General features: G+C 68.2%; 22 protein-coding genes. 5 read left to right on the forward strand and 17 right to left on the reverse strand.

Annotation, left to right across the window (positions count from 1 at the left end; genetic code table 11):
- Positions 1-32: 32 nt before the first annotated feature.
- On the forward strand, positions 33-386 hold the full coding sequence (locus ACPYN9_RS01415; protein WP_424463263.1) for a chorismate mutase: 354 nt from the start codon (positions 33-35) through the stop codon (positions 384-386).
- Positions 387-509: 123 nt separating this feature from the next.
- Here ACPYN9_RS01415 and ACPYN9_RS01420 read toward each other — a convergent pair whose 3' ends face one another.
- The 5 genes from ACPYN9_RS01420 to ACPYN9_RS01440 all read right to left on the reverse strand — a co-directional run bounded on the left by ACPYN9_RS01420 (position 510) and on the right by ACPYN9_RS01440 (position 9141).
- A complete protein-coding gene (locus ACPYN9_RS01420) occupies positions 510-2363 on the reverse strand; it encodes an ABC transporter ATP-binding protein (RefSeq protein WP_424463264.1) in 1854 nt (617 codons plus the stop codon).
- Positions 2360-4264: an ABC transporter ATP-binding protein/permease gene (locus ACPYN9_RS01425; protein ID WP_424463266.1), complete on the reverse strand. Its 1905-nt coding sequence runs from the start codon at positions 4262-4264 to the stop codon at positions 2360-2362. The genes ACPYN9_RS01420 and ACPYN9_RS01425 overlap by 4 nt, the downstream gene beginning before the upstream one ends.
- Before the next feature lie 171 nt (positions 4265-4435).
- Positions 4436-5320: a succinate--CoA ligase subunit alpha gene (gene sucD, locus ACPYN9_RS01430; protein WP_424463268.1), complete on the reverse strand. Its 885-nt coding sequence runs from the start codon at positions 5318-5320 to the stop codon at positions 4436-4438.
- A gap of 32 nt (positions 5321-5352) precedes the next feature.
- Positions 5353-6522 carry an ADP-forming succinate--CoA ligase subunit beta gene (gene sucC, locus ACPYN9_RS01435; protein WP_424463269.1) on the reverse strand — a complete coding sequence of 390 codons (1170 nt, stop codon included), beginning with the start codon at positions 6520-6522 and terminating at the stop codon, positions 5353-5355.
- 165 nt (positions 6523-6687) lie between these two features.
- Positions 6688-9141 (reverse strand): ATP-dependent helicase, encoded by a 2454-nt coding sequence (locus tag ACPYN9_RS01440; RefSeq protein WP_424463270.1) that lies wholly within the window; start codon positions 9139-9141, stop codon positions 6688-6690.
- A gap of 58 nt (positions 9142-9199) precedes the next feature.
- Between ACPYN9_RS01440 and ACPYN9_RS01445 the strand changes: the two genes are divergently transcribed.
- Positions 9200-10156 carry an aldo/keto reductase gene (locus ACPYN9_RS01445; RefSeq protein WP_424463272.1) on the forward strand — a complete coding sequence of 319 codons (957 nt, stop codon included), beginning with the start codon at positions 9200-9202 and terminating at the stop codon, positions 10154-10156.
- A 105-nt stretch (positions 10157-10261) separates the two neighbouring features.
- Here ACPYN9_RS01445 and ACPYN9_RS01450 read toward each other — a convergent pair whose 3' ends face one another.
- Positions 10262-11278 (reverse strand): glycerophosphodiester phosphodiesterase family protein, encoded by a 1017-nt coding sequence (locus ACPYN9_RS01450; RefSeq protein ID WP_424463274.1) that lies wholly within the window; start codon positions 11276-11278, stop codon positions 10262-10264.
- A gap of 38 nt (positions 11279-11316) precedes the next feature.
- On the opposite strand from ACPYN9_RS01450, the gene ACPYN9_RS01455 reads away from it, so the two are divergent.
- A complete protein-coding gene (locus ACPYN9_RS01455; protein ID WP_424463275.1) occupies positions 11317-11736 on the forward strand; it encodes a DUF3054 domain-containing protein in 420 nt (139 codons plus the stop codon).
- A 108-nt stretch (positions 11737-11844) separates the two neighbouring features.
- On the forward strand, positions 11845-12696 hold the full coding sequence (locus ACPYN9_RS01460) for a Bax inhibitor-1/YccA family protein (protein ID WP_424463277.1): 852 nt from the start codon (positions 11845-11847) through the stop codon (positions 12694-12696).
- Between the two features lie 84 nt (positions 12697-12780).
- Here the strand turns inward: ACPYN9_RS01460 and ACPYN9_RS01465 are convergent, their stop codons facing one another.
- The 9 genes from ACPYN9_RS01465 to groES all read right to left on the reverse strand — a co-directional run bounded on the left by ACPYN9_RS01465 (position 12781) and on the right by groES (position 23334).
- A complete protein-coding gene (locus tag ACPYN9_RS01465) occupies positions 12781-13671 on the reverse strand; it encodes a hypothetical protein (RefSeq protein ID WP_424463279.1) in 891 nt (296 codons plus the stop codon).
- Positions 13672-14065: 394 nt separating this feature from the next.
- Positions 14066-15655, reverse strand: a complete 1590-nt coding sequence (guaA, locus tag ACPYN9_RS01470) for a glutamine-hydrolyzing GMP synthase (RefSeq protein ID WP_424463281.1) — start codon at positions 15653-15655, stop codon at positions 14066-14068.
- Positions 15656-15708: 53 nt separating this feature from the next.
- Entirely contained in the window at positions 15709-16248 is a 540-nt protein-coding gene (locus tag ACPYN9_RS01475) for a DUF3817 domain-containing protein (protein WP_424463283.1), read from the reverse strand.
- Between the two features lie 5 nt (positions 16249-16253).
- A complete protein-coding gene (locus ACPYN9_RS01480) occupies positions 16254-17204 on the reverse strand; it encodes an SURF1 family protein (protein WP_424463285.1) in 951 nt (316 codons plus the stop codon).
- Positions 17204-19048 (reverse strand): glycerol-3-phosphate dehydrogenase/oxidase, encoded by a 1845-nt coding sequence (locus ACPYN9_RS01485; protein WP_424463287.1) that lies wholly within the window; start codon positions 19046-19048, stop codon positions 17204-17206. Before ACPYN9_RS01485 ends, ACPYN9_RS01480 begins: the two co-directional genes overlap by 1 nt.
- 91 nt (positions 19049-19139) lie before the next feature.
- Positions 19140-20264 (reverse strand): GuaB3 family IMP dehydrogenase-related protein, encoded by a 1125-nt coding sequence (locus ACPYN9_RS01490; protein WP_424463288.1) that lies wholly within the window; start codon positions 20262-20264, stop codon positions 19140-19142.
- A gap of 81 nt (positions 20265-20345) precedes the next feature.
- Positions 20346-21851, reverse strand: coding sequence for an IMP dehydrogenase (gene guaB, locus ACPYN9_RS01495; RefSeq protein ID WP_424463290.1), 1506 nt, complete (start codon positions 21849-21851; stop codon positions 20346-20348).
- A gap of 131 nt (positions 21852-21982) precedes the next feature.
- Positions 21983-22921: an EamA family transporter RarD gene (gene rarD, locus ACPYN9_RS01500; RefSeq protein WP_424463292.1), complete on the reverse strand. Its 939-nt coding sequence runs from the start codon at positions 22919-22921 to the stop codon at positions 21983-21985.
- Positions 22922-23040: 119 nt separating this feature from the next.
- Complete coding sequence (gene groES, locus ACPYN9_RS01505) at positions 23041-23334, reverse strand: co-chaperone GroES (RefSeq protein WP_424463293.1); 294 nt, start codon at positions 23332-23334, stop codon at positions 23041-23043.
- A gap of 137 nt (positions 23335-23471) precedes the next feature.
- Here groES and ACPYN9_RS01510 point away from each other — a divergent pair, with 137 nt between their 5' ends.
- The gene (locus ACPYN9_RS01510; RefSeq protein ID WP_424463295.1) at positions 23472-24662 is read left to right on the forward strand and encodes a class I SAM-dependent methyltransferase; all 1191 of its coding nucleotides are present in this window, start codon (positions 23472-23474) and stop codon (positions 24660-24662) included.
- Between the two features lie 74 nt (positions 24663-24736).
- Here ACPYN9_RS01510 and ACPYN9_RS01515 read toward each other — a convergent pair whose 3' ends face one another.
- Both ACPYN9_RS01515 and ACPYN9_RS01520 read right to left on the reverse strand, forming a co-directional pair.
- Positions 24737-25504, reverse strand: a complete 768-nt coding sequence (locus ACPYN9_RS01515; protein ID WP_424463296.1) for a hypothetical protein — start codon at positions 25502-25504, stop codon at positions 24737-24739.
- Between the two features lie 101 nt (positions 25505-25605).
- Positions 25606-26314, reverse strand: a 709-nt coding sequence (locus tag ACPYN9_RS01520; protein ID WP_424463298.1) for a hypothetical protein, incomplete at its 5' end; no start/stop codon positions are given.

Consider the following 26314-nt stretch of genomic DNA (forward strand, 5'->3'; position numbering starts at 1 on the left):
AGCACCCCGACGATAGCCGCTAACCTGCCGGAATGACTGGATCAACAGGCCCGCACGAGATGACCGACATCCGCGCCGCGATCGACCAGCTCGACGCCCAGATCGTCGCGCTCATCGGTCAACGCCAGCGTTGGGTCGAGCGCGCCGCCGTCGCCAAGCGCGGCCAGGATGCAGGCGCCGTACGAGCACCAGCACGCGTCGAGCAGGTGATTGGCAAGGTCCGCTCGCTTGCCGAGTCGGCCGACGCGTCCCCTGGAGTAGTCGAAGCGACGTACCGAGCGATGATCGATACCTTCATTGAGCTCGAACTCCGCGAGCACGGCAGCGGCGAGCCCCGCGCAGGGTCGGGGGCTGGGTCGAAAGCTGGGTCGAAAGCTGACCAATGACAGTGCAATATCGGCGCGAATCGACGCCAGAAGGCAGCATCTGCTCGAAATCGCACTGATATTGGTCACGCGCAGCGGCAGTAGCTGCGCGGGCCCGTCGCATCGCGCTGCCCGGTGCCGGCCTCAGCGTTCGAGGAGCTGCTGGAACGGACCGCACGCGTGGCGCAGCCGTTTGGGCGAGCCGGCCTCGACGATCCGGCCCGCGTCGATGACGAGGACTCGGTCGGTGTCGTCGAGCGTGTCAAGCCGGTGGCTGATCTCCAGAATGCTGCGCCCGGACGCCCAGTCGGCGAGCCGAGTGCGCACGGTCTGCTCGGTCGCGGCGTCGAGTGCGCTGGTCGCCTCGTCGAGCACCAACAGCTCTGGGCCGGTGAGGACAGCGCGCGCGAGTGCGACCCGCTGGCGCTGCCCGCCGGAGAGTCCCCCGCCACGTTCGCTGACCGGTGTGTCGAGTCCGCGCGGCTGACCGCGCACCCACTCGTCGAGGGCTGCCACTCGCAGCGCCGCGAAGATCTCGTCGTCGCTTGCCTGCGGCTTGCCGAGGCCGACGTTGTGCCGAATGGTGCCGCCGGTGAGGTAGGGGCGCTGGGAGACGAGGGCTGTGCGGATGCGCAGCTCGTCGAGCGGGATGCGCGGCAGCGGCTCGAGGGGCCCGCCTGGCCCGCGACGCAACGACACCGAGCCGACATCCGGGTCCCAGAAGCGCAGTGCGAGCGACGCAATGGTCGATTTGCCGCTTCCGGACGGGCCGACGACGGTGAGGTGCTCGCCGGCCCGGAGCTCGAAGGAGACGTCCTCGAGCACGACTCGGCCCCGCGCGGCGCCGCTCCCTGAGTCGACACCGGCGTCGACGCCGGCCGGGTAGGCGAAGGTGACGCCCTCGAACGAGAGGGCGAGCGGATGCGCAGGCTGCGCTCCCTGCGTACGCCCGGCCGACGGGTGCGCACTGGGCTCTGCGCGCGCATCCGTCACCAGTGGAGGCCGCTCCATGACCGCGTAGAGGCGGGCCGCGCTCGCGAACGAGGCGTTGAGGTCGGTGACGAAGCTCTCCACTGCTCGGGTGGGGACGAAGAGTCCGACTGCGACGGCAAGCGCGACGACGAGCTGCGACCAGCCGAGGTCTCCGTCGGCGACGCCGGCGCTGCCGACGACGAGTGCGGCGAGCACCGACCCCCACTGCAGCACGAGCACGAGCGCGCCTCGCAGCGCGGAGATGCGGGCCGCCGCCGATGACGACTGTGCTCCGTCCTCGCCGCGCGCATCCATGTCGTCGAGGCGAGCTGTGCCGTGCTCGAAAGCGAGCACCTCTCGGATGCCCCGCACGGAATCGCTCACGTGCTGTGCGATGACGCCCTTCGCGGCGACCGCCTGCTGGGACGCGCGCCAGCTCGACGCGCCGCCGAGGGCGGGCACGACGAGCACCACCAGCACCACGAACGGGACGATGGCGAGTGCCAGGGCTGCTCCCTGCGTCACCCCGAGCCAGGTCAGCGCGATGGCGGGCACCAGCACTGCGGAGATCGCGGGCGGAGCCGTGTGCGCGAAGAAGACCTCGACTCGGTCGATGTCGCGGGTGGCTCGCTCGCTCAGCTCACCACTGCCGGCGCCCTCCGTGGCAGCGGGCGCCTGGGGCGCGAGACGTTCGTAGAAGAGGTTCCGGAGGCGGGCCAGCGCCGCGAAAGCGACGAAATGTCCGCTGAACTGCTCGAGGTAGCGGAGCACGGCCTTGGCCAGAGCGAGGACCACCATCGCCCAGATCATGGTGCCGAGCGGCACGGTTCCAGCGACGCCGAGCACCGCGACGACAAGGATCGCGATCCCCGCGAGCTGCCCCACGACCCGCAGTACGGTCGCGAGCGCCAGCGGCCAGAGGAGCGGGGCGGTCTGCCGGAGCAGCCACGCGACGAGCTGAGGCCGGTTTGGCACGCCGGGCGCTGCCGTCGTCGGCCCAGCAGGGGGGTTCCGTGTGAGGCTCACCGGCGTTCCTCCGGTCCGCGAGTCGAGTCTGGGTCGTGCGCATGCACTCGCTGCGCGCCGGCGTCTGTGTGCGCGCGAGGAGCACCGGGAGCACCAGAACCAGCACCAGCCAGATCGATGACCCTGTCGGCGGCCAGGATGCTCGTGGGGCGGTGCGACACCATGACGACCGTGCGGCCTTCGGCCAGCCGCGCGAGGGCGTTCGTGATGAGTCGTTCTGAGCGTAGGTCGACTTGGGCTGTCGGTTCGTCGAGGAGCAGCACGTCGGCGTCGCGGAGGAAGGCTCTGGCGATCGACACACGCTGCGCCTGCCCGCCCGAGATGGCCAGGCCGCTCTCGCCGACCTGCGTCGCGAGACCGTTCGCGGAGCGTTCGAGGTCGGCGCGGAGCTCAGCTGCCTCGAGTGCCGCCCACAGTTCCTCGTCGCTGGCGTCCGGCCGCGCGACTCGCAGGTTGTCGGCGACGGTCCCGGTGAAGAGGAAGGTACTCTGCTCGACGACGGCGAGCGCGGCGCGGGCCTGTGGGCTGCCGGCCGGGGCTCCGCCGACCAGCACGGTGCCTGCGCGGGGCGTGAGTAAGCCCTGGGCCAGCGTGAGCAGCGTCGATTTGCCGGATCCGCTCGGTCCGGTGATGACCACCCGCTCACCGGTCTCGATACGGAGCGAGTAGTCGGTAAGGACTGGCCGTGCCTGGTCGTAGCCGGCCGTCACGCCGCGCAGCTCGAGGGCCGGGCGGGTGCCGCCAGGCGTCGCCGGAGCGTCGGCCGAGGCTGTGTCGGCAGCTGGCTTGCCCGGACGTGTCGCGATGGCCGCGCTGAGCTCGCGCTCAGCGTTTCGTCCGGTCAGGCCGATGTAGAAGAACTGCCCGACGATGTCGACGGGACCGGTGAGGAGTGTCGAGAGCAGCACCAGGGCCGCGGCCTGCCCCGGCGTGATCGCGCCGTCCCCGAGTCGCCAGACGGCCAGTGCTGCGGCGCCCGTGATCATGGCAAGCGAGAAGACTGCGTCGACGGCCAGGATCAGCACCTGGTTGCCGGCGAGCAGCCGCATGACCCGGCGCCGGTTCTGCTCGCCTCGAGCCCGGAGCTCTTCGCCGGTGCGCGTGACCGCGCGGTTGAGTGTGAGCGTCGTGAGGCCCTGGATGGCGCTGAGGAAGGCGGCGGAGAGCTGGCCCGCGCTTCGCCGGTAGGCGCCGGTCGACGACCGGAAGGCGCGTTGGACCCCGATGATGATCGCGGGGATGAGCGGAACGAGCAGCAAAAGCAGCCCGGCGGTGAGCGGGTCGATGGCGACCGCGATGACGGCGAGCACCAGGAGCGGCGTGGTGAGCGACGCGACGATCGGGCCGAGGAAGCCGGCCCGGTACGCAGATGCGCGTTCGACGGATGCGGTTGCGGTGTTGACAAGGGAGCCGGTGCGTTCCCGGCCGAGGGCGAGGGGGCCAACGTGGAAGAGCTGCCGGATGAGGAGCCGCCGGAGCGCGCGTTCCGTCGTGCTCTTGCTGCGCTGCACGAGCAGGGTCGAAGCTGCGGTGGCGGCGGCGCAGCCGACGACCAGCGCCGCCATGAGCGCGATGATGCTGGGTTCCGGGGTCTCCCCCGCAAGGACACCGTCGAGCACGCCGCCAACGAGGAGGATGACGCCGGCCAAAGCCAGCGCCTGCAGCCATCCGAGGAGCAGCGGGGCGCCGATCCGGGACTTGGGGGTGGCGGCGACGACTCGTCGGTCGAGCGCGACGGATGCGGCGCCCGGGTGCCCGGACGGACGACCTCCGGGGTGACCTCCGGGGCGGCCGCCCTGCTGGCTGCCGGGATGCCCGCCAGTTTGCGCGGCTGGAGGACCGCCGGGTCGCGTGGCGGAGTGCTCGGGCGGTCGTGCGGGGGCCGACTCGGGTCGAGGCACGTGCATCCTGTCTCAGGTCTCCGACCGCTGGCGCATGACCGGCGGCGTGGGTTTGGGCTGAGACGAATGGGCTGCAGCCCGTGTTGCCACGGGGCTGCAGCCCACTTCGTCGTGTGCAGGGCGGTGAGCCCTGCGGCGGTTCTCGGGCGCCTCGCGGCACCCCGCTGCCCGTTAAAGGGCGGCGTAGACCTCGCGGAGGAGGTTGGCGGTCTCGGTGGGCGTGGTGCCGACACGAACGCCGGCTGCCTCGAGTGCTTCCTTCTTCGCCTGCGCGGTACCCGCGGAGCCGGTGACGATGGCGCCTGCGTGGCCCATGGTCTTGCCTTCGGGGGCGGTGAAGCCGGCGACGTAGCCAACGACGGGCTTCGTGACGTGCGCCTTGATGTACTCGGCCGCACGCTCCTCGGCGTCGCCGCCGATCTCGCCGATCATGACGATCGCCTTCGTGTCGGGGTCAGCCTCGAACGCCTCGAGGGCGTCGATGTGCGTCGTTCCGATGACGGGGTCGCCGCCGATGCCGATGGCGGTCGAGATGCCGAGGTCGCGGAGCTCGTACATCATCTGGTAGGTGAGCGTGCCCGACTTCGACACGAGGCCGATGGGGCCTGCACCGGTGATGTTCGCGGGCGTGATGCCGGCGAGCGACTTCTCGGGCGAGATGATGCCGGGGCAGTTCGGGCCGATGAGGCGCGTCTTGCCGACGCTCTGCGCGTGCGACCAGGCCTCGGAGGAGTCCTTCACCGGGATGCCCTCGGTGATCGCCACGGCGAGCGGGATCTCAGCGTCGACCGCTTCGATGATGGCGCCCTTGGCGAAGGCCGGCGGCACGAAGATGACGGTGACGTTCGCCCCGGTCGCCTCCATGGCTTCCTTCACGGTGCCGAAGATGGGGAGTTCCTTGCCGGCGAGCTCAATGGTCTGGCCGGCCTTGCGCGGGTTGGTGCCGCCGACGACGTTGGAGCCGGCTTCGAGCATGCGCGTGGCGTGCTTGGAGCCCTCCGAGCCGGTGATGCCCTGAACGATGATCTTGGAGTTCTCGTCGAGGAAGATCGACATTGTTGTTCCTTCTCTGCTTTTCTTCGGGCGGCTCAGGCGCGGGCGGCGAGTTCGGCGGCCTTGTCGGCTGCTTCGTCCATGGTGGCGACGACGGTCACGAGGGGGTGGTTTGCCTCGGCGAGGATGCGGCGACCCTCTTCGACGTTGTTGCCGTCGATGCGGACGACGATCTGCTTCGTCGCGGCGTCGCCGAGCGTGTTGAGAGCGCCGACGATGCCGTTGGCGACGGCGTCGCACGAGGTGATGCCACCGAAGACGTTCACGAAGACCGACTTGACCTGCTCGTCGCCGAGGATGACGTCGAGTCCGGCAGCCATGACCTCAGCGGATGCTCCGCCTCCGATGTCGAGGAAGTTGGCCGGCTTCTGGCCGCCGTGGTTCTCGCCTGCGCCTGCGACGACGTCGAGCGTCGACATGACGAGCCCCGCGCCGTTGCCGATGATGCCGACGGAGCCGTCGAGCTTCACGTAGTTGAGGTCGTGCGCCTTGGCCTTGACCTCGAGCGGGTCGAGTCCGCCTGCGGCCTCTGCGAGCGCAACGTGGTCCTCGTGACGGAACTCAGCGTTCTCGTCGATGGTGACCTTGCCGTCGAGGGCGACAATGTCGCCACCCTTGGTGAGCACCAGCGGGTTGACCTCGACGAGCGTCGCGTCTTCCTGGCTGTAGACCTCGTAGAGCTTCACGAAGACGTCGGCGACCTTGGCGACGAGTTCCTCGGGGAAGTTCGCCGCGCGTGCGATCTCCTCGGCCTTGGCTGCGTCGATGCCGCGGATGGGGTCGACGGCGACGCGCGCGAGTGCCTCGGGCTTCTCGACGGCGAGCTGCTCGATCTCCATACCGCCCTCGACGCTCGCCATGGCGAGGTACGAGCGGTTGGCGCGGTCGAGGAGCACGGAGAAGTAAAACTCCTGGTCGATGTCAGCGCCCTGCGCGATCATGACCTTCTCGACGATGTGGCCCTTGATGTCGAGGCCGAGGATGGCCTCTGCGGCGGTGTACGCCTCATCCGGGGTCTTCGCGAGCTTGACGCCGCCGGCCTTGCCGCGGCCGCCCGTCTTCACCTGCGCCTTGACGACGGTCACGCCGCCGATCTTCTCGGCTGCGGCCTTCGCCTCCTCGGGCGTGTAGGCCACGAGTCCCTGGAGAACTGGAACACCGTGGGCGTCGAATACATCTCGCGCCTGGTACTCAAAGAGATCCACGTTTCATCCCATCCGCGACGCGTCGTCGCGTTCGTTCGCCCGAGCCTTCGGATTCTCGCGCTCGAGCCTTCAGAATTTGCAGAGCGGACCGCATCGCCGGCAGGCAGTGTGTGCCCGCCGCCCGGCAAAACACGTCCGTCGTCCAGCCTAGTGCCCGCGCGGGCCTCAGTTGGTCAGCTTCTCGATCGGGGCGAGCTTCACGAGCAGCTTCTTCCGGCCCGCGCTGTCGAAGTCGACCTCCGCGATGCGCTTCGCCTCGCTGCCGAGGATGGCGCGCACGGTGCCCTCGCCAAAGTCGACGTGCTTGATGCGGTCTCCCGCGATGAGCTCCATGCCGCTGTTGTCGCGCATCTGGCCCGTGACCTCGTTGATCCATTTCTGCTTGGGCTTGGCCTTGGGTGCGGTCTCGCGCCCCGCATCCGAGTCGCGGAAGCGGACCGCGCTCGAGAAGCCGGCGTTGCCGGCGTCGGATGAGCTCCTGCCGTAGCCGCCCGCCGTGCCGTACCCCTCGCTGCCGAGCGGCTTGCGGGCCGAGCCGACGGAGCGCTGCGGGAAGCCGCCACCAGCGGAACCTGGCGAAACCCGCCACTCGATGAGCTCCGCCGGAATCTCCTGCAGGTAGCGGCTCGGGAGCGAGGGGGCCGTCTCGCCGAACTGCGAGCGCATCATGGCGAGCGAGAGATGCAGGCGCTTGCGGGCCCGGGTGATGCCGACGTAGAAGAGACGTCGCTCCTCGGCGGGCCCGCCCGGTTCGTCCGCGGCGATGCGATGCGGCAGCAGCTCCTCTTCGACGCCGGTGATGAAGACCGAGTCGTACTCGAGCCCCTTCGCGGTGTGGAGGGTCATGAGCACGACAGCGCCAGATTCGTCGACGAGGTCGTCGGCGGCGGCGACCAGCGCCACGTCGGTGAGGAAGTCGATGACGGAGCCGCCGGCGTTGTTCTTATCGAACTCGGCCGCGACCGAGATGAGCTCCTCGACGTTCTCGGCCCGGGCCTCGTCTTGGGGGTTGCCCGTCTGCAGCAGCTTCTCGAGGTAGCCGGTGCCCTTGACGATCGTCTTAAGCGTCTGGCTGACCGTCTTGCGACCGGTCGGCGAGTCGATGTCGAGTCCCGCCGTCGCGTCGTCGAGTAGCTTCGCGAGCTGCGCGATCGAGCCGGTGACCTTGGGCCCGAGACCGAGCTCACCCGCTCGTCGCATGGCGTCTCGGAACGTGATGCCGTGCTTGTCGGCGAAGTCCCAGATCGCGGTCTCAGTCGCCGGTCCGATCGAGCGCTTCGGGGAGTTGAGGATGCGCCTCGTCGACATCTCGTCGGCCGGGTTCACGAGGGCCGTCAGGTAGGCGATGAGGTCTTTGATCTCAGCGCGCTCGTAGAACTTCGTGCCGCCGACGAGTCGGTAGGGCACGGCCGAGCGAATGAAGATCTCTTCCAGCGCACGCGTCTGCGCGTTTGTGCGGTAGAAGACGGCCATGTCGTTGTAGCTCTGCCCGCCGTCGCGCAGTTTGTGGATCTCGTCGGCAACGAACTGAGCCTCGTCGTGCGCCGAGAACCCGGTGAAGCCGACGATCTTTGCGCCCTCGCCGCCGTCGGACCAGAGCTTCTTGTCGACCCGGTCGAAGTTGTTGCGGATCACCGCGTTGGCGGCCGAGAGGATGTTCTGCGTCGAGCGGTAGTTCTGCTCGAGCAGCACGACCTTCGCGTTCGAGAAGTCGCGTTCGAACTCGCTGATGTTGCGGATGTCGGCGCCACGGAACGCGTAGATCGACTGGTCTGAGTCGCCGACGACGGTGAGGGATGCGCCAGGGATGCCGCCGCGCTCGTCCAGCTCCATGCGCGTGTCGAGGGGCACGTGCTGCGGCTCGACGGGGCGGGTGAGTTCGCGGATGAGCGAGTACTGGGCGTGGTTCGTGTCCTGGTACTCGTCAACGAGCACGTGGCGGAACCGGCGCTGGTACTGCGCGGCGACCTCGGGGAACGCGCGGAGCATCCACACCGTCTGCGAGATGAGGTCGTCAAAGTCGAATGCGTTGGCGCGGCGCAGCGACTGCGTGTACTGCCGGTAGATGTCGAGGAACATCGCGTCGCGGGGGTCGCTCATGTTGGCCTGGCGGGCGAAGCCGTCGACATCGGTGAGCTCGTTCTTGAGCTTCGAGATGCGCGACTGGACGCTCGAGACGGTGAAGCCGAGCACGTCTGCCTCCAGCGACTTCACGATGCGCTTGATGAGCGCTTTGGAGTCGGCTGAGTCGTAGATCGTGAAGCTCGTGGTGAAGCCGAACTTGTCGGCCTCGCGCCGCAGGATGCGCACGCAGGCCGAGTGGAAGGTCGAGATCCACATGCCGTCGGCCGCACCGCCGACGATGTGCTGGATGCGCTCACGCATCTCAGCAGCGGCCTTGTTGGTGAAGGTGATGGCGAGGATCTGGCTCGGCCAGGCCTCGCGGGAGGCGATGAGACCGGCGATGCGGTGGGTGAGCACGCGCGTCTTGCCGGAGCCCGCACCTGCCACGATGAGCAGCGCGGGGCCGCGGTAGGTGACGGCTTCCTTCTGTTGCGGATTGAGTCCGTCGAGGAGGTCGTTTTCAGAGGGATCGAAGACTGGTGGCAGTAGCGTCATGACTCGTTGATTGTAGGTGCGGCCACCGACATCTCGGGGCAGCCAGAAGGGAATCACCTTGACCACGCAGCACTCCCCCGCCCGCCGATCGCTCGGCCCGGTGCTCTCCGTCTCCCCGGTCTCGCTCGGCGGCAACGTCTTCGGGTGGACCGCCGATCGCGATGCTTCGTTCGCGATCCTCGACGCCTACGTCGAGGCGGGTGGCAATTTCATCGACACCGCAGATGTCTACTCGGCCTGGATCCCCGGCAACTCCGGCGCGGAGTCCGAGACGATCATCGGCGAATGGCTTCGGTCGCGCGGTCGCCCAGAGGGGCTCGTCGTAGCGACGAAGGTCGCCCAGTTCGCCAAGCGTCCCGGGCTCAGCGCCGAGAACGTGCGCGCGGCGGTCGACGACAGCCTCGAGCGGCTCGGCGTCGAGCAGATCGACCTCTACTACGCGCATCGGGACGACCCGGAGACGCCCATCGCGGAGACGGCCGGGGTGTTCTCCGAGCTCGTCGATGCCGGCAAGATCAAGACCATCGGCGTCTCGAACTACTCCCCTGCACGCCTCCGCGAGTGGCTCTCGGCCGTCGAAAGCCACGGGCTCCACAAGCCGGCCGCGCTGCAGCCGGAGTACAACCTGCTCGAGCGCGGCATCGAGCGCGAGCTGCTTCCGCTGGCACACGAGGCCGGTATCGGCGTGGTTCCGTACTTCGCCCTGGCGCACGGCTTCCTGACCGGCAAGTACCGCAAGGGCACCGAAGTCGAATCAGCTCGCGCAAGCTCGGTCGAGCAGTACCGCACCGACCACGGCTACGCGATCGTGGATGCGGTCGCTGGCATCGCTGAGGCGCATGGCACCCAGCCCGGTACGGTCGCACTCGCCTGGCTGGCCGCGCAGCCCGGCGTCGTCGCGCCGATCGCGAGCGCCCGCACTGCCGAGCAGCTGCCGCTGATCACCGACGCATTCACGCTCGAGCTCAGCGAGGACGAACTGAAGACACTCGACCGGGTGTCCGCACGCGCGTAGCTCGCCCCGCGAGCCAGGCCCTCGACGGAGCGGCGCGGGCGACGAGGGTCCCCCATCCGGGACCACGCGTCGCTCGCGCTGCGCTGACGGCACGTGCCATCAGCGCTAGGTCCGCTGGTCGATGACCGCGCGGACCCGCGCGGGCGCATCCGCGAACACGCCGTCGACGCCCGTCCGCAGCAGACCCCGCCAATACTCCTCCGGCGCACCCGCGAGCGCGGGTGGCAGAAACTCGTCCTCGGGCCTGAGTGTCCACGTGTAGACCTCCAGGCCGCGCGCGTGGGCGCGATTGACCAGGAGGCGGCCTGCGTGCGGATGCGCGGCGCTGGCGCTGTCGGTCACCCCCAGCAGCAGGTGGCTCAGGCTGATGCCGTCAGCCCAGCGGGCTACCGCATCCAGTCCAGAATCGCTCAGGTCGCTCGCGTAGTCGCGAGCGGCCGCCCCGTCGCGGGCCATACGGTCGTATGGAGCTCCCTCGCTGTCGATGAGGTAGACCAGGTGCGCGCCGCGAGCGAAGCCGCGCCGCCGCACGTCGCGCAGCACCTCGCCCTCGAAGCTTTCGATGATGAGCCCTTCGAGCGCACCCGACCCCCAGAGGCCGGCCAGTTCCAGGTGGAGCAGCTCCGCCAGGTCGAAGCCGACGTCGCGGAACCAGCTCGCGTGCTTGAGCTCGATCACGAGCCTCGGTCGCGCTCCCGTTCGAGTGCGTTCGTCGGCCAGCAGCTCGACGAGTTCGCGGAGACGAAGCAGGGGAAACGCGCCGTCGTAGACAGTGTTGGATGGGCGGATGCTCGGGATGCGCTCGACCGCGCGCAGCGACCGCAGCTGCTCCCAGGTGAAGTCGTGGGCGAACCAGTCCGTCACCGGCCCCTCCGGAGTCGAGAGCTCGCGAGCTTCCCCGAACATCTCGACACGGTCGGCGATGTCGGTGCTCGCCCCGAGCATCGGCTCGTGCCGGACGAGCAGCACGCCGTCGCGGGTGGGCACAACGTCAGGCTCGAGCGCATCCGCCCCCTGCCGAAGCGCAAGGCGATACCCCTCGGTGGTGTGCTCAGGCAGGTCAGCGGGGGCGCCACGGTGGCCGATGAGCATCGGCGAGGTGGCGCGAGTTGGCGCGTTCACGCGCGTAGTCTGCCGCACCCCGGCGTACCGTTGGTGTCATGCGTCGAATTCGTGCGGTCTATCGTGCTGGCGGCGGTCGTGCACTGCCCCTCGTACTGGATCTCGTGCTCGTGGTGGCGTTCGCGATCATCGGTCGCATGAGCCATTCCGAAGGTGTGTCGCTTGCGGGCATCGTCACCACGGGGTGGCCTTTCGTCATCGCGCTGCTCCTCGGGTGGGTGCTCGTGACGCTCTTCCGCTGGAAGCCGTGGCGTCCATTCCCGTCTGGCCTGTTCATCTGGGTCGTGACGGTGAGCGGAGGAATGCTCTTGCGCCTGGCGATCGGCGACACCGCCGAGGTCGCCTTCATCATCGTCGCGACCATCGTGCTCGGCGCGTTCCTCCTCATCCCTCGACTTCTGCTGGGCACCGGCCGGGAAGCTCGGAGCACGCCGCATTCGGCGAAGAGCGTCCGCTGAGAGCGCACACCTCCAGGCTGAATTCACGAACTCATTCGCTAGAATCCCGGGAAACCCGTCCGAGACGGGCGACTCGACCTTCAAGACAGAACGGACTCACGGACAGCCATGGCGAATTCCGCGCTAGAACGCAACCCTTACTTCAACGGGGAGGCACGCAGGCAGCACGGCCAACAGTTCGGCCAGGCGCCCACCGCTTCCTCCTACGGTCAGCAGCCTCCCGCACCGCTCACGGCTGAGCAGCTGAACGCCCAGTTCCAGGCACCGCCGGCAAGCCCCGACCAGATGGACCGGATGTCCTATGAGGACACCATCGCGAAGACGGCTGGTCTCTTCGGCATCGTGCTCGTCGCGGCTGCCGTTGCCTGGTTCGTGCCCATGCTCATGATCATCGGTGCCATTGGCGCGCTGGTGCTCTCCCTCGTGCTGGCCTTCCAGCGTGAGCCGAAGACGGGTCTGATCTTCGCGTTCGCCGCGGCCGAGGGCCTGCTCGTCGGTGGCCTTTCCTCGATCCTCGAGGGAATGTACCCGGGCATCGCCATGCAGGCCGTGCTCGCGACGTTCTCCGTGGTTGCTGTGACGCTTGTGCTCTTCCGCTTCGGCAAGGTCCGCACGTCGCCCCGCATGACCAAGATCGTGCTTGTCGCAATGCTCGGCTACGCACTCTTCTCGCTCATCAACTTTGGCATGATGATGTTCGGCTTCGAGAGCGCCGCTGGCCCGTGGGGCATGCGCTCCATGGAGGTCTTTGGCATCCCGCTCGGCGTTATCCTCGGCATCTTCGCCGTCCTCATGGGTGCGTACATGCTGGTCATGGACTTCGAGCTCATCAAGAACGGCGTCGAGGGCGGCGCTCCCCGCAAGTTCGGCTGGATCGGCGCGTACAGCCTCGTCTCCACCGTGGTGTTCATCTACGTCGAGATCATCCGCGTGCTCGCTATCCTGCGAGGCAACAACTAGCGCAAGACCCCGAGACATGAATGGCCGCTCCGTTCGGAGCGGCCATTCATGTCTCTCAGCCGTGCAGCCTGCAGCGCAGGGCGCCTAGCGGCGGGTCGGCAGCGTACGGTCGTCGAAGTCAGCCTCGTGGTCCACGTCGAGCAGGTAGAGCTCGTCTTCGCTCACGAGCTTGTTGCGCACCGCGTAGTCGACGAGCCGCGCCCGGCGGTTCGTCGCGTACGAACGCGCACCTCCTCGAAGGCCCTCGACGCCGATGCGGTCGAGCTTCTCGCACACGTTGTCGAGCTTGCGGTTGAAGGCCGTGACGGTCCACCCGAGCCGCTCCGCAGCGCGCGCGCTCGTGGGGATGTCCCCGAGCCCGTGCTCCCCTCGAAGCAGCACCGATTCGCAGAGGGCGAGGAGCAGTAGCCGCTGCGCGGGCGTGAGCGCGATGTGCGTCAGCTCGCGGCTCGCCCCTTCTGACACGGCGCCGGAGCCTGAGGGCAGGTCCATGTAGATGGGTGAGGCGGCGTGCACCCTCACTTCGTACTGACGCTCGCCAGCCGAGAAGTGGATGCTGGTGCGTTCGAACACGATGGGGAGCCGTGCGCCAGGGATGAGGCGCGCCTGGACGCGTCCCGCGCCGTCAACGACGCTCAGCGTCATGCGCGTGCCGATGTTTGACACGAACCAGAGACCGTCCTTGGCCGAGATGCGCAGCAGCTTGCGGTGCAGGAACGGGTTCGCGTCGAGTCGGATGTCGGCGTCGCGGCCGATCTCGATGTGCTCACCCGGCATCACCGAGACCCACTGGCCCTGGTACTCGACCGACAGGCCGTGCTCAGGATTCACGTCGAGCACCTGCGCGGCCGCATCCTGAAGCAACTCGTGATCGACGAGCTGTCCCGTGGACGCATCCTCACGAGGCAGTGTCGGCATGAGGCCGGTCTCGACGGGTATTTGAGGAAGTGGATCAACGGGGATTCGTGGTGCCATGTCGCGAACTCTCTGGGAGGAAACGGGGAAGCTGCAAGTCGTGGAACACCCCAACCATGCCACCACCCAGCGAGCTTCACCACCCGCGTTTTCGGCCGTAAACAGCGCTTTTTGTCCGTCCGAGCCCCGGAAATCCGCCATCCGGAAATCCGGAATCCCGACCGCCGAAACCGAAGGGTTTTCGATCTCTCAGGTTTGCCCGCTGCAACCAGGCCTTTATGCCCGGAGACATTTGCCCGGACCTTTCGACCCCTCCGAACGCCGAGTAGAGGAGGCGTCGAGGCCTCCTCCCGTACCCCGATGAAGTCTGCGCAGATTTCAGCGCCGTTGGCACAGAATGCACGAACGGGGATGCACAAAGTGCATCCCCGTTCGGCTCAGCCCGCGTTGCGAGCTACTCCCATTCGATGGTTCCCGGCGGCTTTGACGTCACGTCGAGCACCACTCGGTTCACGTCGTCGACCTCGTTCGTGATGCGGTTCGAGATGCGAGCGAGCAGGTCGTACGGCAGTCGCGTCCAGTCGGCCGTCATCGCGTCTTCACTCGAGACGGGCCGCAGCACGATCGGGTGGCCGTAGGTCCGGCCGTCGCCCTGCACGCCAACCGAGCGGACGTCGGCGAGCAACACCACTGGGCACTGCCAGATCTCGGTGTCGAGACCGGCGGCCGTCAGCTCCTGTCGCACGATCGCGTCGGCCTCGCGGAGCAGGTCGAGGCGTGCCTGCGTGACCTCGCCGATGATGCGGATGCCGAGGCCGGGGCCCGGGAACGGCTGGCGGGCGACGATGGGCTCGGGAACGCCAAGCTCACGGCCGACGGCGCGCACCTCGTCCTTGAAGAGGGTGCGCAACGGCTCGACCAGCTCGAACTGCATGTCCTCGGGCAGGCCGCCGACGTTGTGGTGGCTCTTGATGTTCGCGGTTCCGGTCCCGCCGCCCGACTCGACCACGTCCGGGTAGAGCGTGCCCTGCACGAGGAAGCGGATGCGCTCCCCCGACTCCTGCGCTTCCTTGATGAGGTCAACCTCGGCCTGCTCGAAGCTGCGGATGAACTCGCGGCCGATCGTCTTGCGCTTCGTCTCCGGGTCGGTGATGCCCGCGAGCGCCGTGAGGAACTGCTCCCGCGCATCCACCGTCACGAGGCGCACGCCGATCGCGTCGACGAAGTCCTCCTCGACCTGGCGACGCTCGTCCTGCCGAAGCAGGCCATGGTCGACGAAGACGCAGGTCAGCTGGTCGCCGACAGCCTTGTAGACCAGCGCGGCGGCCACCGCCGAGTCGACGCCGCCCGAGAGCCCGCAGATGACCTTGGCGTCGCCGATCTGCTCGCGGATGCGCGCGACCTGCTCGTCGATGACGGATGCGGGAGTCCAGTCGCTCGGGATGCCGGCTGCCGTGTGCAGGAAGCCTTCCAGGAGCGCCTGGCCGTGCTCGGAGTGCAGCACCTCGGGGTGCCACTGCACGCCGTACAAGCCACGATCGGTGTTCTGGAACGCCGCGACAGGTGTGTCCTCCGTGCTTGCCAGCACCGTGAAGCCCTCGGGCGCACGGGCCACGGAGTCGCCGTGGCTCATCCACACCGTCTGCTCAGACGGCTGCCCGTCGAGCAGGCTCGATGCGCTCGCCTCGAGCTTCACCGCAGTCGAGCCGTACTCGCGACGCCCCGTCTTGGCGACTTCACCGCCGAGCTGCGTCGCCATCACCTGGAACCCGTAGCAGATGCCGAGCGTCGGGACGCCGAGATCAAGAATGCCGGTGTCGAGCGACGGCGCCGCCTCGGCGTAGACGCTGGAGGGTCCACCCGACAGGATGATGCCGACTGGGTTCTTCGCGGCGACCTCTGCCGCGGAGATCGTGTGCGGCACGATCTCCGAGTAGACGCTCGCCTCGCGGACACGGCGTGCGATGAGCTGCGCGTACTGCGCGCCGAAGTCGACGACGAGCACTGGGCGCTGATCTGTGGCCTGCGGGTCGGTGGTTGCCATGGACACCTTTCGGATGGTGCGGAGAGTGCGGCTGGGATGGTCGGTGTGCGGCGCTACTTCGTGCGGCGTTCGTGCTCGGCGAGCGACTGCTGCACGTCGCTCTCTAACTGTTCGCGCTCGGCGGGGCTGAGGCTGGCCTCGAACTCGCGAAGCTTGCGCTCCTCACCGTCGGCCTTGAGGCGCTGCTCTTCACGCAGCACGAGGTCTCGCTTCGCGCGTCGGGACATGAACCACTCGGTGACGAACGAGAGGAAGGGCACCACGCCGCCGGCGGCCATGGCGAGAAGCCAGACGATCGGCCAGCGCATCTGCTGCCACAGCACGTACGAGGCGATGAGGTACACGACGTAGAACCAGCCGTGCACGATGAGGACCCAGAGGCTCAGGTTGAGGGCCGTCGTCGTGCCCTCCTGCACCAGCGCGAGGAATCCGAAGGGCCCGAACGCCTCGACTTCGAGGTGAAAGGCGTACTTCAAGAACATTTCGACGCACAGCAGCAGGAGCAGGATGCCGGTCACATACGCCGTCACCTGGTAGAAGCGGAGCGCCCGTCGGAAACCGGGGTTGGCATTCAGGAGGGCGTCGTGAGGCATGGCCTCTAGTCTAGGCGAACGCCCTCGCCCCGCGTTCGCTCGGCCAGCATCGCCTTGAGCCTGTCGCGTCTGGCCTGCTCGGCGAGCGCGCTCGGCGCCTGCGCGGCCGCTTGACGCTCTTTCTCGAACTCATCTCGCGCGAGGCGCCACCACATGAAGATGGCGAACCCGGCGAACAGCGCCCATTCAATGGCGTAGAAGATGTTTAGCCAGTTCAGCTGCGGTGCCTCGAGCGCCTGCGGCGTGATGGCCTGAATGGCCTCTGCGCCGACCGACGAACCGAGCACGGCCTGCATCGAGGCCTCGTCGAGGCTCACGTACACCCCGTAGTTCTCAGCCGCTGGCTCCGCCCAGCGGTTGATGAGGTGGGTCGGCGCCATGGCCGTGAGCGCCTGCGGGTCCTCGCCTCGGTTGACCTGGGGCGCCTGGCCGTACTCGAGACGCCCGGAGAGCTCGAGCTCCCCACCGCCGCTCGCATCCTGCAGCTGACTCGCCAGCTCACGAGCCGACGCCTCATCCTCGGTCCAGCCGACCGCGACGGCAAGGCCGGGGGCTGCAGTCGAAGAAGCGGATGCGCCAGCCTCGTCGTCCGTGACGCCCACGTGGCCGATCACCCAGTACCCGAGCAGCTCGCCCTGCAGGCGATCCGCGACGACGTCGAAGTCACGCGCATCCACGACGCCCTCGAAGGTGACCTGGCGACCGACGGCGGCGTCCGCGACACGCTCCTGGGGCTGCGCCAGCTCACCGAGGCCCACCGGTGGCTGGAGCGCGTCTTGAGCCGCGTTCTGCCCGTGCTCGAGCGACAGGAACGCAGATTCCAGCTGCCAGCGCCCGAGCCACGCGAAGATCGACGCGATGACGAGCGCGAGCGCGAGCACCGCCAGCCATCTGGGGCGGACAAGCACTCGGCCCATCGACGGAGGCGCGGGCTGGGCGCGGGCAGCTGCGGACATTACGACTTCTGAGCGTCCTTCGACTCAGCCTTCACCGTGGCGGCCTCGACGTCTGCCGTCTCGTCGACCTCAATCATCGGCAGCGCGGGCGCGGTGCCGAACGGCGTGTTGTCCCCGGCGTGGCCGAGCACGGAATCGATGTCGGGAGCCTCGAGGCGGATGCGGTCCGCCGACTCGTCGTCCGGCTGCTCCTGGCTCGCCAGCTCCGCCGCGACGCGCTCGACGTAGGTGTCGATCTCGCGCTGGGTGCGCTCCTCGTCCCAGCCCAGGGCGTCGGCCATGAGTCGGGCAGCGACGGGTGCCGCGGAGATGCCGCGGTCCCAGGCCTCGATCGAGATGCGCGTGCGACGGGCGAGCACGTCGTCGAGGTGCAGGGCGCCCTCGTGGGTCGCCGCGTAGGTGATCTCAGCCTGCAGATAGTCGTCAGCGCCCGGCATCGGCTCCGCGAGCTTCGGGTCCTGACGGATCAGGTCGAGGATCTCGTCGGTGAGCGTGCCATAGCGGTTCAGCAGGTGCTCGATGCGCACGCGGTGAAGGCCGAAGGCGCGCGCGATCTTGCCGCGACGGTTCCAGGCCGCCTTGTAGCCGACAGCGCCCAGCAGCGGGATGTCCTTGGTCGTGGATGCGGGGATCTTGCCGTCGAGCGCATCCGCCGCCGCGTCGATGGCATCCTGGGCCATGATGCGGTACGTCGTGTACTTGCCTCCGGCGATCAGCACAAGACCGGGCACGGAGTGGGCGACCATGTGCTCACGGGACAGCTTCGAGGTCTCGTCGGACTCACCCGAGAGCAGGGGACGCAGGCCCGCGTAAACGCCCTCGACGTCGGCGCGCGTCAGCTTCACCGCGAGCACCTCGTTGACGTGGCCGAGGATGTAGTCGATGTCAGCGGCCGTCGCGGCAGGATGCGCCTTGTCGAGCTTCCAGTCGGTGTCGGTGGTGCCGATGATCCAGTGGCGCCCGTTAGGGATGACAAAGAGCACGCTCTTCTCGGTGCGCAGCAGCAGGCCGGAGGCCGACTGGAAGCGGTCCCTCGGCACGACGAGGTGGACGCCCTTGGAGGCCCGGACCCTGAAGGAGGCCCGTTCGCCGACCATCTTGTTGGTGTCGTCGGTCCAGACTCCGGTCGCGTTGACGACCTGCTTGGCGCGGATCTCGAACCGCTCACCGGTCTCGACGTCGACCGCCTGCGCCCCGACGACCCGCTGGCCGACCTTCAGGAAGCCTTCCACGCGGACCCTCGGCGCGACGTGCGCCCCGTAGAACGAGGCGGTGCGCGCCAGGACGGCGACGAAGCGTGCGTCGTCGACACCCGCGTCGTAGTAGGTGAGCCCGCCGGAGAAGGCGTTCTTGGAGAGCCCAGGAGACATCTTCGCGACCTGGCTGCGCGAGTAGTGGCGGTGCATCGGCACGCCAGGTTTCACCTCGCCCGTCTTCGCGAAGAGGTCGTACATGAGCATGCCGGTGCCGATATAGAAGCGCTCTAGCGGGTTCTTCAGCGGGTAGAGGAAGCGAATCGGCTTCACGAGGTGCGGAGCCAGACGCTGCAGCAGCAAACCACGCTCGAGGAGCGCCTCGCGGACGAGACCGAAGTTCATCTGCTCGAGGTAGCGGATGCCGCCGTGGATGAGCTTCGACGAGCGGCTCGAGGTGCCGGACGCGAAGTCGCGTGCCTCGACCATGCCGACGCTGAGGCCACGCGTAACCGCATCGAGCGCAGCACCCGCCCCGACGACGCCGCCGCCGACCACGAGCACGTCGAGGTTCTTGGTCTTGAGCGACTCGATCGCCGCCGCACGTTCCTGGGGGCCGAGCTTGTCGCTTCGAGAGACGCTGTTCGCCATAACCTGCTCCTCGTTCTCAGTTGCTGCTTGTAGGGGAATTCTGAACGCTCAACCTCCGACCGAGCCGTCAGCCGACGCGGTCGACGCGTTCCTAGGCCGTCGGCGTGTAGGGAGCGACGACCATCTCGGCGCGCTGGAACTCCTTGAGCTCCGAGTACCCGGTCGTCGCCATCGAGTGGCGAAGCGCGCCCGTCAGGTTCGAGACGCCGTCAGCGGTGTCCGCGGGACCTGCGACGATCTCCGCCATGGGCGCGACCTGGCCGACCTGCACGCGATTGCCGCGCGGCAGCTTCTCGTGACGCGCTTCCGCGCCCCAGTGCCAGCCGCGGCCCGGCGCATCCGTCGCCCGCGCCAGCGCGGCTCCGATCATGACCGCGTCCGCACCCGAGGCAATGGCCTTCACGAGGTCACCCGAGGTGCCGATGCCACCATCTGCGATGACGTGCACGTAGCGTCCGCCGGACTCGTCGAGGTAGTCGCGGCGAGCCCCAGCGACGTCAGCGATCGCCGTCGCCATGGGCGCGTGGATGCCGAGCACCCGACGCGTGGTCGAGGCCGCTCCCCCGCCGAAGCCGACGAGCACGCCAGCAGCGCCGGTGCGCATGAGGTGCAGCGCGGCCGTGTAGGTCGCCGCCCCACCGACGATGACGGGCACGTCGAGCTCGTAGATGAACTGCTTGAGGTTCAGCGGCTCCTGATTGCGCGAGACGTGCTCAGCAGAGACGGTCGTGCCGCGGATGACGAAGAGGTCGGTGCCAGCTTCGAGCACGTCGTTCATGAACTGCTGCGTGCGCTGCGGCGAGAGCGCACCCGCGACGGGCACGCCTGCCTCGCGGATCTGCTGCAGACGCTCCTTGATGAGCGTGCCTTTCACGGGCTCGCGGTAGATCTCTTGCAGCTTCGCGGTCGCCTGCTTTGCCGGCAGGTCCGCAATCTGCGCGAGCAGCGGGGCCGGGTCGTCGTACCGAGTCCACAACCCCTCGAGGTCGAGCACACCGAGGCCACCGAGCTTCCCGAAACCGATCGCCGTCTCCGGCGACATGACCGAGTCCATCGGCGCCGCGATGAGCGGGATGTCGAACGTGAAGGCGTCGATCTTCCAGGTGATGGAGACGTCCTCCGGGTCACGGGTTCGCCGCGATGGCACGATCGCCACATCGTCGAAGGAGTACACGCGGCGGGCTCGCTTTGCGCGGCCGATCTCGATCTCAGTCACCTGCCTAGCCTAGCCCTCCCCCGTACTTGTCGCTGCGGCGCGGCGGCCGAGGATCCCCGACCAGCCGCGCCGTCGCCACGGCTAGCGACGGTAGTTCGGAGCTTCCGACACCATCTGCACGTCGTGCGGGTGCGACTCCTTGAGCCCTGCGGACGTGATGCGCACGAAGCGGCCCTTCTCCTTGAGCTCGGGCACAGTGCGCGCGCCCACGTAGAACATCGACTGGCGGAGGCCGCCGGTGAGCTGGAAGATCGACTGGCGGATGGATCCGCGGTACGCGACCTTGCCCTCGATGCCCTCCGCGATGAGCTCGTCGTCGCTCGGAACGTCCGCCTGGAAGTAGCGGTCCTTCGAGTACGAGGTGCGCTCGCCGCGCGACTGGAGGGCGCCGAGCGAGCCCATGCCGCGGTAGCTCTTGTACTGCTTACCGTTGACGAAGATCAGGTCGCCAGGCGACTCATCGGTGCCCGCCAGGAGCGATCCGACCATGACGGCAGACGCGCCGGCGACGAGCGCCTTGGCGATCTCACCCGAGTACTGCAGGCCACCGTCCGCGATCACCGGGACGCCCGCGGGCTTGGCCGCCAGCGAGGCCTCGTAGACGGCGGTCACCTGGGGCACCCCGACCCCCGCGACGATGCGCGTCGTGCAGATGGAGCCTGGGCCGACACCAACCTTGACCGCGTCGGCACCCGCATCCACGAGCGCCTGGGCACCCTCACGGGTCGCGACGTTGCCGCCCACGACCTGCACGTGGCCAAGCACCGGGTCGTTCTTGAGACGGCGGATCATGTCGAGCACACCCGCCGACTGCCCGTTGGCCGTGTCGACCACCAGCACATCGACGCCGGCGGCCACGAGGCGCTCTGCGCGCTCCCAGCCATCGCCGAAGAAGCCGATGGCGGCGCCGACGCGCAAGCGACCCGAGTCGTCCTTGGTCGCGTTCGGGTACTTGTCGCTCTTGTCGAAGTCCTTCACCGTGATGAGGCCGGCGAGCTTGCCATCCTCATCGATGAGGGGAAGCTTCTCGATGCGGTGCTTCCCGAGGAGCTTGTAGGCGTCATCACCCGAGATGCCGACGGGGGCCGTGATGAGCCCCTCTCCGGTCATGACCTCGTGCACGCGCGTCGTGCGCTTCTCCGATTCCGGGACAAAGCGCATGTCGCGGTTGGAGATGATGCCGACGAGCTTGCCGGAGACCTCATCGACGACAGGAAGGCCCGAGACGCGGTACTGGCCGCAGATCGCGTCGACCTCCGCCACGGTGGCGTTCGGCGTCGTCGTGACCGGGTTCGTGACCATGCCCGACTCGGAGCGCTTGACGCGATCGACCATCTCGACCTGGTCGTCGATCGAGAGGTTCCGGTGGAGGATGCCCATGCCGCCCTGCCGTGCCATCGCGATCGCCATGCGGGCTTCGGTGACCGTGTCCATAGCCGCCGAGACCAACGGAACGCGCAGGGTGATGCCTCGCGTCAGCTGCGTCGTCGTGTCGACCTCCGACGGGATGACGTCGGTGTGGCCGGGAAGCAGCAGCACATCGTCATAGGTCAATCCGGTGAAGCCAAAGGGGTCCGACTCGGTCATTACGCTCCAGGAGGTCTCTGGGATGCGCCGAACGGCGGCATCCTCGTGGTTCGGGAAACAGCTCAGTGGTGGTGGAACAGCGAGGATCACGGACGCATTCCCGGGATCCCGGACTCCTCAGCCTTCGAGTCTCAACCTCGCATGGGCGGACCGAGTTCGTCCGCCACCGAGGGAATCTTGGCGCCAAGTCTAGCCGTCCGCACAAGGTCGATCGTGAACAGGATGAGCGCGACCCAGACGATGGCGAAACCGATCCACCGCTCGAGCGGCATCGGCTCCGAGAAGACCGCCACAGCGAGCACGAACTGCAGGATCGGGGCGATGTACTGCATGAGTCCGAGCTCGATGAGCCTCAGACGTCGCGCGGCCGCGGCGAAGAGCAGCAGCGGCACGCTCGTGACGGCGCCAGCGAAGAGCAGGATGCCCGTGTTGACCGCCGACACGGTGCCGAACGTTATGCCTCCACCGAAGAGGATCGTCCAGACAAGGCACAGCGCCCCGATCGGCAGAATCAGGGTGGTCTCCACGGCCAGGCCGGACAGCGCATCCGCTTGGACGCCGACTCGTTTCTTCACGAGGCCGTACAGGCCGAACGTCATGGCCACTCCGAGGCCGAGCCACGGGATGCGGCCGTAGCCCAGCGAGATCACGAGCACCGCGACGAGCGAGAGGCCAACCGCCACCCACTGCAGCGGGCGCAGGCGCTCGCGCAGGAAGACGAGGCCGAGCGCCACCGAGACGATGGGGTTGAGGAAGTAGCCGAGGGCCGCGTCCAGCGTGTGCCCGGTCGCAACGGCCTGCACGTAGAACAGCCAGTTCGCGGAGACCAGGATGCCGGCAATGCCGAGCCCAAGCACCACCCGCTTCTTCGAGATGAGCTCGCGGAACGGACGCCAGGCGCGCATGACAAGCACGCCGAGGAGACAGAAGACGACGCTGAGGATGATGCGCCAGGCGATGAGCTCGACCGGCGTCGTCGGGGCGGTCGCCACGACGTAGAGGGGCATGAACCCCCAGAGCGTGTACGCGCTGAACGCCAGCCAGAGGCCGGACCGAGGAGATTCCGTCACCTCGCGATCGTACGCCTGCGGAGGACCCCTGAGATCACGAATGGCGCCCACCCGTGAGGGTGGACGCCATTGCGCGAGGACGTGACCCGAGGGTCAGTCCGTCTCCGGGAGTGCGGAGACTAGACGATCTTCGCGAGGATGTCGCGAGCGGAGAGCACCAGGAGCTCTTCGCCGGCGTACTTGACCTCGGTTCCGCCGTACTTGGAGTAGATGACCTTGTCGCCGACCACGAGGTCGAGCGGCACTCGGTTGCCGTTGTCGTCGATGCGGCCGGGGCCGACTGCGACAACTTCGCCCTCCTGGGGCTTCTCCTTGGCGGTGTCCGGAATCACAAGACCCGAAGCCGTGGTCTGCTCGGCCTCGACCTGCTTGATGACGATGCGATCCTCGAGCGGCTGAATGTTCACCGACACGGTTGACCTCTTTCTCAGCGATAGGAAGTTCAGAATTAGCACCCTCCCCATGAGAGTGCTAACTCAGAGTGTAGGGGCGATGCGGCGGCAACTGCAACGCGGCGACGCCCCGCAGCGTACGCCGGTAGCGTAGTGGCGTGCAGCGCGACGAACTCCTGGCCCTTCTCACGCCCGAGGCGATGACGCTGCTCGACGACGCTCCTGCCGTCGAGTCGTCGGCGGATGCGCTCGCACTCGTGTCGAGGCTTCGAGCGGCGGGCGGCGCTCCAGAGGTCGTGGCCGCGGTCGTGTCCCAGGCGAAGCTCAGGCGGCGAGCGGCCGCCAAGTTCGGGCCGTTCGCCGAGCGGATGCTCTTCACCGACGCCGGGCTACAGCAGGCGACGCGCCTGCAAGTAGCGGCGCATCACGCCGACAGGTTCCGCCAAGCCGGCGCGGTCACCATCGCTGACCTGGGCTGTGGCATCGGCGCGGACTCGATGGCGTTTGCGTCGCTGGGCCTTGAGGTCACCGCCTACGACCTCGACGAGGTCACGGCCGCCGTCGCGGCCCACAACTTGGCGCCCTTCCCCAATGCGCAGGTCAGGCACGGGCGGGCCGAAGACGTCGACCTGGGTGGCTTCGATGCTCTCTGGTTCGACCCGGCGAGGCGCTCGACGCGCGGTGGGACGACGGCAAGGCATTTCGACCCGGCCGACTGGAGCCCCTCCCTCGACTTCGTCTTTGCGTCGGGACGTGCGCGACCGACGGGCATCAAGCTCGGCCCAGGCATCGACCACTCGTACCTGCCAGAAGACGCCGAGACCCAGTGGGTCTCCGCAGGCGGCGATCTCGTCGAGGCGACCGTGTGGATGCACGGGGCGGCCAGGGCGTCGATCCGCCGGTCCGCGCTGGTGATCGGCCCGAAGGGTGCCGCCGAACTCACGACCGATGACGAGGTGCGCGACGCCGGGGTGGGCGAGCTCAGCGCGGTGCTCTACGAGCCGGACCCCGCGATCATCCGCGCCCGACTGATTGGCGACCTCGCGCGATCGCTCGACGCCTCGATGATCGCGCCGAGCATCGCGTGGATGAGCGCTGACAGCTTCACTGAGACCCCGTTCGCGAGCGCCTTCGCGGTGCGCGAAGTGCTGCCGCTCCACGCCTCGACGCTGAAGGGCGAACTGCGCAGGCGCGGCATCGGCGTGCTCGAGATCAAAAAGCGCGGGGTCGACATCGACCCGGCCGAGTTCCGGCGCAAGCTGTCCCTCAAGGGCGACGCGTCAGCCGTGCTGATTCTCACCAGGGTCGGCGAGAAGCGAGTTGCCGTGCTCGCCGACCGGTTGAGCTGAGCGCCCGGGCGGCCGCGCGCGACGCGAGGCCGCCCGGGCGGTGAGACGGTGAGACGGTGAGACGGCTAGGACGCTCAGACGGTCAGGACGACGATGAGCGTGATGATCGCCACGAGCACGGCAAGGCCGCCGGTCACGAGCGCAACAATGCCGAGCGTTCGCCCGAGGCCCTTCGGCGCGCGGAGGCCGGCGATCCCCAGGCCGAGGGCGCCGAGGCCAAGTACGAGCGAGACAATGTAAGCCCACCCGGGCAGCAAGAGCAGGAGAAGCGCGAGGGCGCCAAGCGCCACCGCGATGATGCCGAGCACCGGAGCCGGCGCCTTTGGCTGCTGCCCGTAACCCTGCATCCCGTACTGCTGACCGTACTGACCCTGCTGGGTCGCTCCGTACTGCCCCTGCTGGGGCGCGCCGTACTGCTGCTGACCGTACTGGTCGAGCTGGGGCGCACCGTACTGGGCCTGGCCGCTGGGCTGCCCGTACTGGTCGTGCTGTTGGCCGTAGGAGTGCTGGCTCGGCGCCTGCTGTGCGGACGGGGCGGCCTGCTGCTGCCCGTATCCACCCGCGTAGCCGGGCTGCTGCTGACCGTACCCCGCGTCGCCCTGGCCGTAGCCGGGCTGCGGCTGGCCGTAGCCTCCTGACTGCTGGCCGAACTGCTGGTCGTTCTGCTGCGTCTGCTGGCCGTACTGAGACTGTTGTCCGTACTGGGGCTGCGATTGGCCGTACGGAGCCTGGCCGTACTGAGCCTGACCCGGCTGCTGCGGGTTGAATGGTGCTTGCCCGTTCTGCGGCTGGCCGCCCTGGTTGGGCTGCTGCGGGTACTGGGGGCCGTTCGGGTCAGACATGGTGTCCTTCTCAGTCGTCGACAAGGCTGCAGGTGCTGATTCAGCTTAGAGTGCGGGCGAATGCTTCCGCCCGCACTCTTCTGAGTACTGTCAGCTGGCGATCAGTATCCGTACGTCGACATTTCGCCCAAGAAGAGCGCTGCGGCCACGATGGCGAAGATGCCGATCACCGCCGAGATGACGATGGAGGCGATCGATACCCAGAATCCGGCAACGCGGATTCCGCCAGCCTGCGGCTCGCGCTTCTTCGCCATGATCGCGCAAATGAGGCCCGCGACACCGAGCGGGAGCCCGAGGTAGAACTGCCCGAGCAAGCCGAGGAGCACGCCGACGCCACCAAGCGACAGCGCGACGATGCTGAGCGTGCGCTTCGGCGAGGAGGTCTGGGCCGGGTAGCCGGGAGTGGCGTACCCCTGCGCAGCACCGTAGCCCTGCTGCTGCCCCTGAGCCTGCGGTGCGCCGTACGCGGGTGCGCCTGCTGCCGCCGACGGTCCGGCTGACGGTGTCTGGCTGTAGGGAGCTGCGCTGGGCGTCGCCGCGGGCTCGCTCGGCGGTGTGTAGCTCACCGAGCCGGATGCGGCGGGCGGCGTGTAGTCAGTCCCGGATGCGGCGGGCGGCGTGTAATCGGTCCCGGACGACGCAGGCGGCGTGTAGTCGGAGTTCGTTGCCGCCGGGGCCGAATAGTCGGAGCCTGACGACGCCGGTGCCGAGTAGTCGGTGCTGGATGCTGCCGGTGCCGAGTAGTCGGTGCTGGATGCTGCCGGTGCCGAGTAGTCGGTGCTGGATGCTGCCGGTGCCGAGTAGTCGACG

This window comes from Pseudoclavibacter helvolus (assembly GCF_049707175.1).
GTDB lineage: Bacteria > Actinomycetota > Actinomycetes > Actinomycetales > Microbacteriaceae > Pseudoclavibacter > Pseudoclavibacter helvolus_A.

What these genes read in the sequence shown, in the direction of transcription:
- ACPYN9_RS01415 (WP_424463263.1), top strand. Translation starts at nt 33, where the DNA reads ATGACTGGATCAACAGGCCCGCACGAGATGACCGACATCCGCGCCGCG.
- sucD (WP_424463268.1), bottom strand. Translation starts at nt 5,320, where the DNA reads ATGTCGATCTTCCTCGACGAGAACTCCAAGATCATCGTTCAGGGCATC.
- ACPYN9_RS01440 (WP_424463270.1), bottom strand. Translation starts at nt 9,141, where the DNA reads ATGACGCTACTGCCACCAGTCTTCGATCCCTCTGAAAACGACCTCCTC.
- ACPYN9_RS01455 (WP_424463275.1), top strand. Translation starts at nt 11,317, where the DNA reads ATGCGTCGAATTCGTGCGGTCTATCGTGCTGGCGGCGGTCGTGCACTG.
- ACPYN9_RS01460 (WP_424463277.1), top strand. Translation starts at nt 11,845, where the DNA reads ATGGCGAATTCCGCGCTAGAACGCAACCCTTACTTCAACGGGGAGGCA.
- ACPYN9_RS01465 (WP_424463279.1), bottom strand. Translation starts at nt 13,671, where the DNA reads ATGGCACCACGAATCCCCGTTGATCCACTTCCTCAAATACCCGTCGAG.
- guaA (WP_424463281.1), bottom strand. Translation starts at nt 15,655, where the DNA reads ATGGCAACCACCGACCCGCAGGCCACAGATCAGCGCCCAGTGCTCGTC.
- ACPYN9_RS01475 (WP_424463283.1), bottom strand. Translation starts at nt 16,248, where the DNA reads ATGCCTCACGACGCCCTCCTGAATGCCAACCCCGGTTTCCGACGGGCG.
- ACPYN9_RS01480 (WP_424463285.1), bottom strand. Translation starts at nt 17,204, where the DNA reads ATGTCCGCAGCTGCCCGCGCCCAGCCCGCGCCTCCGTCGATGGGCCGA.
- ACPYN9_RS01485 (WP_424463287.1), bottom strand. Translation starts at nt 19,048, where the DNA reads ATGGCGAACAGCGTCTCTCGAAGCGACAAGCTCGGCCCCCAGGAACGT.
- guaB (WP_424463290.1), bottom strand. Translation starts at nt 21,851, where the DNA reads ATGACCGAGTCGGACCCCTTTGGCTTCACCGGATTGACCTATGACGAT.
- ACPYN9_RS01515 (WP_424463296.1), bottom strand. Translation starts at nt 25,504, where the DNA reads ATGTCTGACCCGAACGGCCCCCAGTACCCGCAGCAGCCCAACCAGGGC.